This is a genomic window from Roseateles sp. P5_E11 (assembly GCF_054049355.1).
In genome coordinates, this window is sequence record NZ_JBFUMO010000201.1 from 1 (window position 1) to 9,340 (window position 9,340).

The following is a 9,340-nucleotide window of genomic DNA, read 5'->3' on the forward strand; positions in this document are numbered from 1 at the left end:
ACCACCACGCCCTCGGTGTCGCCCTGGGCGTTCACGGGCAGGGCGGCGCCGTGGCGGTCCAGCAGGCCCATGACGATGGGGATCACCTGGGGCTGCTTGTCGCCCTGGCCCGGCGTGGCGGGTGTGGTCTGCGTGAAGCGCAACGTGAAGGTGCGGGCGGCGGCGTCMTGCTCGCCGCGGGCGGTCACGCGCGGCGTGCCGGCCTGCGAGTACCAGCGCTTGAAAGTGTCCAGGCGCGTAGCGAGGCCCGAGCCGGGGTTGGCGTCGGCAATCGCCTGCGCGAAGTCGTCGCAGGTCACGGCCTGGCCGTCGTGGCGCTCGAAGTAGAGCTTCATGCCCGCCTCAAAGCCCCTGCGGCCGACCAGCGTCTGGTACATGCGCACGACCTCGGCGCCCTTCTCGTAGACGGTGGCCGTGTAGAAGTTGTTGATCTCGCTGTAGCTGTCCGGGCGCACCGGGTGGGCCATGGCGCCGCTGTCCTCGGGGAACTGCGCGGCGCGCAGCTGGCGCACGTCCTGGATGCGGCAGACGGCACGGGCCGACGGCGTGCCGGCCATGTCCATCGAGAACTCCTGGTCGCGGAAGACGGTCAGGCCTTCCTTGAGCGACAGCTGGAACCAGTCGCGGCAAGTGACGCGGTTGCCGGTCCAGTTGTGGAAATACTCGTGGGCGACGATGGACTCGATGCGGTTGAAGTCCGCATCCGTTGCGGTGGCGGGCGAGGCGAGCAGGGCGCTGGTGTTGAAGATGTTCAGGCCCTTGTTCTCCATCGCGCCCATGTTGAAGTCGGACACGCCGACCACCATGAAGCGCTCCAGGTCCAGCGGCAGGCCGAAGCGGGCCTCGTCCCAGACGATGGAGGCGATCAGCGAGTTCATCGCATGCTCGGTCTTCTCCAGGTCGCCGCGGCGCACGTAGACCTGCAGCAGGTGGTCCTTGCCGGCGCGGGTGCGGATGCGCTGCTCGCGCGCCACCAGGTCGCCGGCGACGACGGCGAACAGATAGCTGGGCTTGGGGAAGGGGTCGGCCCAGACGGCGAAGTGGCGGCCGTTGTCGAGCGTGCCGCTGTCGACCAGATTGCCGTTGGACAGCAGCACCGGATAGAGGGTGGCGTTAGCGCGCAGCGTGACCGTGTAGACGGCCATCACGTCGGGGCGGTCCAGGAAATAGGTGATGCGGCGGAAGCCCTCGGCCTCGCATTGCGTGAAGAAGCTGCCGCCCGAGGTGTACAGGCCGGAGAGGGCCGTGTTCTTGTCTGGGCAGGTGGTGTTGCGGATCTCGAGCGCGAAGTCGGCGTCGGGTGCGCCTTCGATGATGAGCTCGTTACCTTCCTGGCGGAAGGAGACGCTCGCGCCGTCGATCAGCACGCGCAGCAGGTTCAGTTCCTCGCCGTGCAAACGCAGCGGGCCGTGGGGCACGGCGCGGTTGCGCTCGATCCGCATCTTGCTGGTGACCAGGGTCTTGGCCGGGTCGAGATCGAAGGTCAGGTCGACCTTGCGGATCCAGAACGCCGGTTGCTGGTAGTCCAGGCGTTGGATCAGGGTGGCATTGCCTTCACGCATTGGGGCTTCCTTGGAAATCGGTCAGTTCAGTCGAAGCGCTGCGCGCCAGCCGGAACGCGGGCGCGCAGTGCTTCAGGGAGGGCATCAAACGCCCTGTTTCAGCGACTCCGTGATGAACGGGTCGAGATCGCCGTCCAGCACCTTCTGCGTGGCAGACGTTTCGTAGTTGGTGCGCAGGTCCTTGATGCGGCTCTGGTCCAGCACGTAGGAGCGGATCTGGTGGCCCCAGCCCACGTCGGTCTTGGTGTCTTCCAGCTTCTGCTGTTCTTCCTGGCGCTTGCGCATCTCATGGTCGTACAGGCGCGAGCGCAGGCGCTTCCAGGCGACGTCGCGGTTGCTGTGCTGGCTGCGGCCGTCCTGGCACTGCACGACGATGCCGGTCGGGATGTGCGTCAGGCGCACCGCCGAGTCGGTCTTGTTGATGTGCTGGCCACCAGCGCCCGAGGCGCGGAAGGTGTCGGTGCGCACGTCSGCCGGGTTRATGTCGATYTCGATGCTGTCATCCACCTCGGGGTAGACAAACAGCGACGCGAACGAGGTGTGGCGGCCGCCGGAGCTGTCGAACGGGCTCTTGCGCACCAGGCGGTGCACGCCGGTCTCGGTGCGCAGCAGGCCAAAGGCGTACTCGCCCTCAACCTTGATGGTCGCGCTCTTGAGCCCTGCCACGTCGCCGGGCGTCTCGTCTTCCAGCGTCGCCTTGAAGCCCTTGCGTTCGCAGTACTTGAGGTACTGGCGCAGCAGCATGCCGGCCCAGTCGCAGGCTTCGGTGCCGCCGGCGCCGGCCTGGATGTCGATGAAGCAGTTCAGCGGGTCGGCCGGGTTGTTGAACATGCGGCGGAACTCGAGTTCCTCGACCTTGGCCTGCAGCGCGGCGGCGTCCTGCTCGATGGCCAGCATGCCGGCCTCGTCGCCTTCCTCGCGGCTCATCTCGAACAGCTCGGTGTTGTCCGCCAGCGAGCTGGTCAGCGTCGTGATCGTGTCGACGACGGCCTCCAGCGTGCGCTTTTCCTTGCCCAGTTCCTGGGCGCGCTTCTGGTCGTTCCAGACGTTGGGATTCTCGAGGGAGGCGTTGACCTCGTTCAGTCGCAGTGCTTTGCGGTCGAAGTCAAAGATACCCCCTTAGCGCGTCGGTACGCGCTGTGAGGTCGGCCAGGTTGTTGCCGATTTGGTTGATGTGTTCGATGTCCATGACGGTCGCTTGGTTCTTGGCGAAACGCGGATTTTCTCATGGGTGAGAATGGCCGCCATGACAGCTCCGCTGCGCGACGACTATTGGCGCCGCACCCGCCGCCTGACGGTGTGGTTGCTGCTGGCGTGGGCAATCGTCGGTTTTGTGCCTGTGTTCTTTGCGCGCGAACTCAGCGTCGAGGTGTTCGGATGGCCGCTGGCCTTCTGGCTGGCTTCGCAGGGTGCGCTGCTGGGCTTTTGCGCCATCGTCATCGTCTACGCGAGACAGATGGACAAGTTGGAGGCCGAGTTCAGCGAGCCTCGGTCCTGAACAGGCGCCGGGCTTCGGCCTCGCCGACATAACGCGCGTAGAGCTGCTGGATCCAGCCTTCGCGCCTCAGCAGGGTGATCTGGGCCTGCAGCAGCTGAACGTCGTCCTCGGTGACGGTGGTGCGGTTCAGGTAAAGGCCGATGGGTTCGGTGCCGGCCTCCGGCAGGTCGACGACGATGCTCTGCGCCGGCAGTGCGCCATCCCGCTTGAGCTTGGCATGGATCATGTTGGGAATGATGGCTGCCTGGATGCGCCCGGCCGTCAGCTTGGCCGCCAGGTTGTTGAAGTCGGGCGAATACTCGGCTTGGCGCGAGGCCAGCAGCGGTGCGATCCGTTCCTCCAGCACATCACCTACGCGCACGCCACGGACGATTCCGAGCTTGAGGTCGGGCCGGCCGACAAAGGCCTCCAGCGAGCGCGGCCCGCGCTCCGACGCGACGATCAGATCCAGTTCCGTGAAGGCATAGGGCAGGAAGTGCCCGACCCGGTCGCGGTCGGCGGCGCGCATGGCCGAGGTCAGCACGTCGATGCTGCCGTGCTCGAAGTCCAGCAGCACGCGCGCACGAGGCGCGTAGCGCAGGGTCAGCTTGCAGCCACTGCGCCGGGCCAGCTCGTCCAGCAGATCGGGCACGACGCCTTGGATATGGCCGTCGCGCAGGAAGGCTGAATAGCCGAGGTCGGAGATGCCGACGCTGAGTTCTCGCGAGCAGCTCGCCTGCGCGCCTGCGGCAGCCAGCGCGAGCAGCAACCCGATGGCAGGCTGCCTCATGTCTTCGACAGGAAGGGCTCAAGCATGGCGGCCAACGCTTCGGGTTGGTCGTGGTGCAGCATGTGGCCGGCGTCCTGCAGCACGGCCTTCTCCAGCTGTGGCACCAGGGCCAGGCGGGCCTCGAAGTCTTCGCGCGGGTAGCGAGTGCCCCAGAAGCGCGTCAGCTGGTCGTCGCTGCCCTCGACCCACAGCGTGGGCGCGGTGATGCGCTGCCAGYAGGCCAGCACCTCGGCCTTGCGGTAGAGCATGGGGTTGGCCAGCTTGTGGGCCGGGTCGGCATTGAGCTGGAAGCCCTCGGGCGTTTCACGCGACCAGTGCTGGGCCAGCCAGGCGGCCTTGGCCGCCGGCAGGCGGGGGTTGTTCTTCATCAGCCGCTCGGCCACGTCGGCCAGCGTCGCGTAGGGCCGCAGCGAGGGCGGGTCCTTCAGCTCGTCCAGCCATTTGGCCAGGCGCTCGGGCGAGGCGGCGGGCGAGATGTCGGGCATGCCGAAGCCTTCGAGATTGACGAGGCGACGGATGCGCTGCGGACGAACCCCGGCATAGCTCATGGCCACATTGCCGCCCATGCTGTGGCCCAGCAGGTCCACCGGCGCGCCCGGGCTCAGCGCATCGAGCAGGGCGTCGAGGTCGCCGAGGTAGTCCGGGAACCAGTAGCTGTCGGCACCCGTCGTCGCGCTGAGGCCGAAGCCGCGCCAGTCCAGCGCAATGATCTCGCGCTCCTGCTGCAGGGCATCGACGACGAACTGGAAGGACGCGCCGACGTCCATCCAGCCATGCACCATGACCAGGGGCGGGTGGCCCGGCAAGGGCTGGCCCCAGCGCAGGATGTGATGGCGCAGGCCGCGCAGGATCAGAAATTCGCTGCGGTGGGCGCGGCGCGGGGAATAGACATCGGGCATATCCGCACTGTAGGACACGGCAGTGCGCTGACAATGGCCACCATGCCCGCACCCCGCCACGACATCCGCGCCGCCGAGCCGCGCGATCTGAAAGCCATCGTCCAGTTGATCAGCGAGCTCGCCGAGTTCGAGAACCTGACCCATCTGTTGCAAGTCACGCCAGAGAAGCTCGAGCCGCATCTGTTTGGCGATGCTCCCGCGGCCGAGTGCCTGGTTGGCATGGTGGACGGTGAGGTGGTCGCCTTTGCGCTGTTCTATACCAACTTCTCGACCTTCCTGGCCAAGCCCGGCCTCTATCTGGAAGATCTGTATGTGCGCCCAGCCCACCGCCGCAGCGGCCTGGGCAAGGCGCTGATCATCGAGCTGGCCCAGACAGCCTGCGAGCGCGGCTATGGCCGTTTCGACTGGACGGTGCTGGACTGGAATGAGGACGCCATCCGCTTCTATGAAGGCCTGGGCGCCGACGTCATGCCGGAGTGGCGCATCTGCCGCCTGACCGGCGACGCGCTGGAGCGCTATGCCGACGGCGACCGGCCGAGCATGTGGTCTCCCTCAGCTTGGCTCGGGCTCTGACCTGACCGCCCGGTTTCTGCCCCGGGCAATCCATTAGCCCGGGCATTGCCGGGCTGGCTAGCATTCGCCCCCTTGTCCCAACCGGGGGTGGCCCATGGCGGAAGACCGATACGAGCAGCTGCACGGCGCCTTTCGCTGGCAGGTGCCCCAGGACTTCAACATCGCCGAGGCCTGCTGCGGCCGCTGGGCGCGCGACACGCCCAACGCCACGGCCATTTATTTCGACAGCGAAAGCGGCTGCCGAGCCCACTACAGCTACGCGCAATTGCAGCGGGCCGCCAACCGGCTGTCCAACGCGCTGCTGGACCAGGGTGTACGCCGCGGCCATCGTGTGGCCATCGTGCTGCCGCAGCGCTTCGAGACGGCCGTCGCCCACATCGCGATCCAGCAGATTGGCGCGGTCGCCATGCCACTGTCGATGCTTTTCGGCGCCGAGGCGCTGGAGTACCGGCTGCAGGACAGCGGTGCCGTGCTCGCCATTGCCGCCTGCGAAGCCCTGCCGGCCCTGCGCGAGGTCAAGGCGCGCTGCCCGGCGCTGCGCCGCATCCTGGTCGTGGGCGAATGCCCGGTGGATTGCGACGAGCTGCCGTGGATGCAGGCCCTGCAGGCCGAGGAGGCGCGCTTCAAGCCAGTGGCCACTCAGGCCGACGACCCGGCCATCCTGATCTACACCAGCGGCACCACCGGCAACCCCAAGGGTGCACTGATCCCACAGCGGGCGTTAATCGGCAACCTGGCTGGCTTTGTCGCCAGCCAGAACTGGTTCGGCTTCGATCCATTTCCCGATGTCACTGAGACGATCAGGCCCTCTTCCCTGGGGAAGAGGGAGCGGGAGATGGGGGGCGGCAATGAAGGGCCTCGGCCCAGCAAAGGGCTCCAGAAGACGGACGCCGTCTTCTGGAGCCCTGCCGACTGGGCCTGGACCGGCGGCCTGATGGACGCCTTGCTGCCTACGCTCTACTTCGGCCGCCCCATCGTCGCCTGGCAAGGCCGTTTCTCGGCTGCCAAGGCCTTCGAGCTGATGGCGGCCTACGGCGTCACGCATGCCTTCCTGTTCCCGACGGCGCTCAAGGCCATGATGAAGGCCGAGCCTCGCCCGAAGCGCCATGCGCTGAAGCTGCGCGCACTGATGAGCGCCGGCGAGGCCGTTGGCGACGCGGTGTTCAACTGGTGCCGCGATGCGCTGGGTGTGCCCGTCAACGAGATGTTCGGCCAGACGGAGATGAATTACGTCGTCGGCAATTGCCAGGCCCTGTGGCCGGCCAAACCCGGCAGCATGGGCCGGGCCTACCCGGGCCACCGCGTGGCGGTCATCGATGACGAGGGCCGGGAATGCGCGCCCGGCGAGACCGGTGAGGTGGCCGTGAACGCGCGCGACCGCCATGGCGCGCCCGACCCCGTCTTCTTCCTTGGCTACTGGAACAACGAGGCCGCGACGAAGGCCAAGTTCACGGGTGACTGGTGCCGCACTGGCGACCTCGCCCGCAGCGACCGGGACGGCACGCTCTGGTACGAAGGCCGGGCGGACGACGTCTTCAAGGCGGCGGGCTATCGCATCGGCCCCGGCGAGATCGAGAACTGCCTGCTCAAGCATGCGGCCGTGGCGAATGCGGCCGTCGTGCCCAAGCCGGATGCGGAGCGCGGCGCGCTGGTGAAGGCCTATGTCGTGCTGGCCGAGGGCCATGCTGGCAGCACCGCGCTGGTGGAGGCCCTGCAGGCCCATGTGAAGGCGCGCCTGGCGCCCTACGAGTACCCCAAGGAAATCGAGTTCATCGCCGCGCTGCCGATGACGACGACGGGGAAGGTGCAGCGGCGCGTGCTGCGGCTGCGCGAGCAGGAACGGGCCACGGCCGGCACGGCGTCGCCGTAGCGCTGCCGGCGCCGCCGGGGTTCAGTCCTTCAGGGGTGAAATGCCTTGCACCGGCCCGATCAGGCGTTCGAACAGGCTTTTGRGCCGCTCGACCCGCGCACGGTCACGCATGAAGGCGCGGAAGTCCTCGGGGCTGGTGTTGTATTTGTCGATCGACTGGTAGCCGGTTGGCGGCGCGACATCGTCGCGGATCGGGAACCGCTGCGGGTTCGAGGCCACCGGCAGCGACAGCGTCCAGCTGACGTACAGCTTCGCTGCGGCGGGATGCTTCGCATCCTTGAAGATCGCGCCGGTCTGCGCCCAGGTCAGGAAGGGATCGCGGGTCGGCAGCACAAAGCGGAGGCTGGACGACTCCACCGGCACGAGGTTGCCTGACGTCCCGGTTGACACGGCGTACTTGCCGGCTTCGACGGCGTCGCGCGGCGTCYGCGTGCCGCGCACCCACTGCACGCCGTTGGCCTGCAGCTTCTCGATGAAGCCGATGCCGTACTTCTGGACGATCTTGTCGAACACGTACAGCACCGCATCGTCGTCGTGCGGGTAGGTGATGACGATCCGGTTCTTGAACTCCGGCTTCAGGAAATCGGCATAGTCGCGCGGCGCGTTCTCTGCCGTGACCAGGGTCTGGTTGTAGCTGTTCGCGAAGGTCAGCATGAACAGGCCCGTGAAGCGCGCCTGCGGATCCTTGTAGGCTGCCGGGACGTGCTCCCAGCCCGTCGGCTTGTACGGCAGCAGCAAGCCGCGCGCTGCCCAGTCGTCGAAATCGTGCAGCGTCTGCAGGTGGGCGACGTCGACCTTCAGGTCCTTGCGCAGCAGTTCCTCCTCGATGCGTGCATCGTGGTACTTGCTGAGGTCGACGACGAGGTTCAGCTTCATGCCGGGAAACCGGCGCTCGAAGGCCGCCTTGATGCCAAAGCCCTGCGTGACCTCGTCACCGCCGGCATACACCGTCAGTGCGCCGCCTTCCTTCAAGGCAGCTTCGTAAAGATCTTGCAGCGTGTGGCCGGCGCCGTCGCGCTCTGCGACGAGGGTGGCGGGAGCCGCCGCAGCCTGGGCCCGTGCYGGCATGGATGCGGCAGGCGCCAATGAAACGGCCAAGGCCAGCCACGCCAGCTTGCGCGCGAGGGCGGTGCTCATCGCTTCATCTCGCGCCTGTCGACGTGGGAGCCGACCATCGGTGGGGTGCCCGGCGGCTGGGCTGGGGACCTCAGGGTCGGAGTGGGGGATGGTGCGTGCTTTCATCGGGGCTCCTTGGCGGCGGATGGTCGATGGCGGCACTCTATTGATTCGAAATCAGCCGATAAAGCCGGTTTCGATCAATTGGTTGTCAACCGAATCGATTCAATGAATGCCCCTCAGGGCTTCAAAGTGCGGCGCCGCTGCTGCGCCCGCGAGCGCAAGGACGACCCGGTTCAGGTGGCGCGGTTGCGCAGCTTCAGCAGGCTCAGGCCCAGCAGCACGAACAGCCCGCCCGAGATGCGGTTGAACAGCCGCAGATGTCGCGCCTCGGTCAGGAAGCGGCGCAGTTGGCGGAACAGGCCGACATAAAAGGCGTGGGACACCAGGGCCAGGGCGGTGAAGGTGATCGTCAGCAGCACGGTCTGCATGACCAGGGACTCGCCAGGCACCAGGAACTGCGGGAACAGCGCCGTGAAGAACAGGATGGCCTTGGGGTTGGTGACGGCCACGCCCAGGCCTTGCAGGAAGAGCTTGCCCGGCGTCGTTGGCTGATGGGTGGAAGCCGACGCATCCAGCCGCAGCGGGGCGCTGCGCCATTGCTTGATGCCGAGGTAGATGAGATAGCCCGCGCCGACGATCTTGACGACCAGGAAGGCCGAAGCCGATACCGCCAGCAGCGCGCCCATGCCGGCCGTGGCCGCACCGGACACGACGAAGAGGCCGGCCGCATTGCCCAGCGAACTGAACATCGTGTGGCGCGGCCCGACGGCGACAGAGTTCGAGATCGCGAGCAGCACGCCGGGGCCTGGCGAGAAGCAGGTCAGCAGGGCGACGCCGCAGAACAGCAGCCAGGTCGAGAAGGGCATGGCGGGATCGGGAGATTCAGAGCCGGCCAGTCTAGGGACAAGCGCAAGACCGCGTGCGTTGGTGGTGCAATCGCCAGATCAGCGTCCAGGTCTTGCCGCCGTCGGTGCTGCCTTCCCCGTCCCC

The 9,340-nt window shown here is 67.1% G+C and carries 9 protein-coding genes; 3 read left to right on the plus strand and 6 right to left on the minus strand.

Features of this window, described 5'->3' with window-relative positions:
- On the minus strand, window positions 1-1,562 hold a 1,562-nt coding region (pepN, locus tag ACXJKR_RS15985), incomplete at its 3' end, for an aminopeptidase N (protein WP_457323660.1).
- A gap of 84 nt (window positions 1,563-1,646) precedes the next feature.
- Window positions 1,647-2,751, minus strand: a protein-coding gene (gene prfB / locus ACXJKR_RS15990; RefSeq protein WP_157281678.1) for a peptide chain release factor 2 whose coding sequence is annotated in 2 segments (ribosomal slippage) — window positions 1,647-2,669 and window positions 2,671-2,751 — 1,104 coding nt in all. Because the reading frame shifts where the segments join, the coding sequence is not laid out codon by codon here.
- A gap of 57 nt (window positions 2,752-2,808) precedes the next feature.
- Here prfB and ACXJKR_RS15995 point away from each other — a divergent pair.
- Window positions 2,809-3,060, plus strand: coding sequence for a DUF4212 domain-containing protein (locus ACXJKR_RS15995; protein WP_457323661.1), 252 nt, complete (start codon window positions 2,809-2,811; stop codon window positions 3,058-3,060).
- Here ACXJKR_RS15995 and ACXJKR_RS16000 read toward each other — a convergent pair.
- Both ACXJKR_RS16000 and ACXJKR_RS16005 read right to left on the minus strand, forming a co-directional pair.
- The gene (locus tag ACXJKR_RS16000) at window positions 3,041-3,829 is read right to left on the minus strand and encodes a substrate-binding periplasmic protein (RefSeq protein ID WP_457323662.1); all 789 of its coding nucleotides are present in this window, start codon (window positions 3,827-3,829) and stop codon (window positions 3,041-3,043) included. The two genes, ACXJKR_RS15995 and ACXJKR_RS16000, sit on opposite strands and share 20 nt — an antisense overlap.
- Complete coding sequence (locus ACXJKR_RS16005) at window positions 3,826-4,728, minus strand: alpha/beta fold hydrolase (RefSeq protein ID WP_457323663.1); 903 nt, start codon at window positions 4,726-4,728, stop codon at window positions 3,826-3,828. Before ACXJKR_RS16005 ends, ACXJKR_RS16000 begins: the two co-directional genes overlap by 4 nt.
- A 33-nt stretch (window positions 4,729-4,761) precedes the next feature.
- On the opposite strand from ACXJKR_RS16005, the gene ACXJKR_RS16010 reads away from it, so the two are divergent.
- Window positions 4,762-5,301 (plus strand): GNAT family N-acetyltransferase, encoded by a 540-nt coding sequence (locus ACXJKR_RS16010; protein WP_200955294.1) that lies wholly within the window; start codon window positions 4,762-4,764, stop codon window positions 5,299-5,301.
- A gap of 94 nt (window positions 5,302-5,395) precedes the next feature.
- Window positions 5,396-7,171 (plus strand): acyl-CoA synthetase, encoded by a 1,776-nt coding sequence (locus tag ACXJKR_RS16015; protein ID WP_457323664.1) that lies wholly within the window; start codon window positions 5,396-5,398, stop codon window positions 7,169-7,171.
- 21 nt (window positions 7,172-7,192) lie between these two features.
- On the opposite strand, the gene ACXJKR_RS16020 is transcribed toward ACXJKR_RS16015, so the two are convergent.
- Together ACXJKR_RS16020 and ACXJKR_RS16025 are read right to left on the minus strand one after the other, a co-directional pair.
- Complete coding sequence (locus tag ACXJKR_RS16020) at window positions 7,193-8,308, minus strand: ABC transporter substrate-binding protein (protein WP_457323665.1); 1,116 nt, start codon at window positions 8,306-8,308, stop codon at window positions 7,193-7,195.
- A gap of 275 nt (window positions 8,309-8,583) precedes the next feature.
- Complete coding sequence (locus ACXJKR_RS16025) at window positions 8,584-9,216, minus strand: LysE family translocator (protein WP_457323666.1); 633 nt, start codon at window positions 9,214-9,216, stop codon at window positions 8,584-8,586.
- Window positions 9,217-9,340 lie beyond the last annotated feature (124 nt).

Excerpts from the sequence above, each read along its gene's own strand:
- ACXJKR_RS16000 (WP_457323662.1), bottom strand. The coding sequence starts at position 3,829 with ATGAGGCAGCCTGCCATCGGGTTGCTGCTCGCGCTGGCTGCCGCAGGC.
- ACXJKR_RS15995 (WP_457323661.1), top strand. The coding sequence starts at position 2,809 with ATGACAGCTCCGCTGCGCGACGACTATTGGCGCCGCACCCGCCGCCTG.
- ACXJKR_RS16010 (WP_200955294.1), top strand. The coding sequence starts at position 4,762 with ATGGCCACCATGCCCGCACCCCGCCACGACATCCGCGCCGCCGAGCCG.
- ACXJKR_RS16015 (WP_457323664.1), top strand. The coding sequence starts at position 5,396 with ATGGCGGAAGACCGATACGAGCAGCTGCACGGCGCCTTTCGCTGGCAG.
- ACXJKR_RS16025 (WP_457323666.1), bottom strand. The coding sequence starts at position 9,216 with ATGCCCTTCTCGACCTGGCTGCTGTTCTGCGGCGTCGCCCTGCTGACC.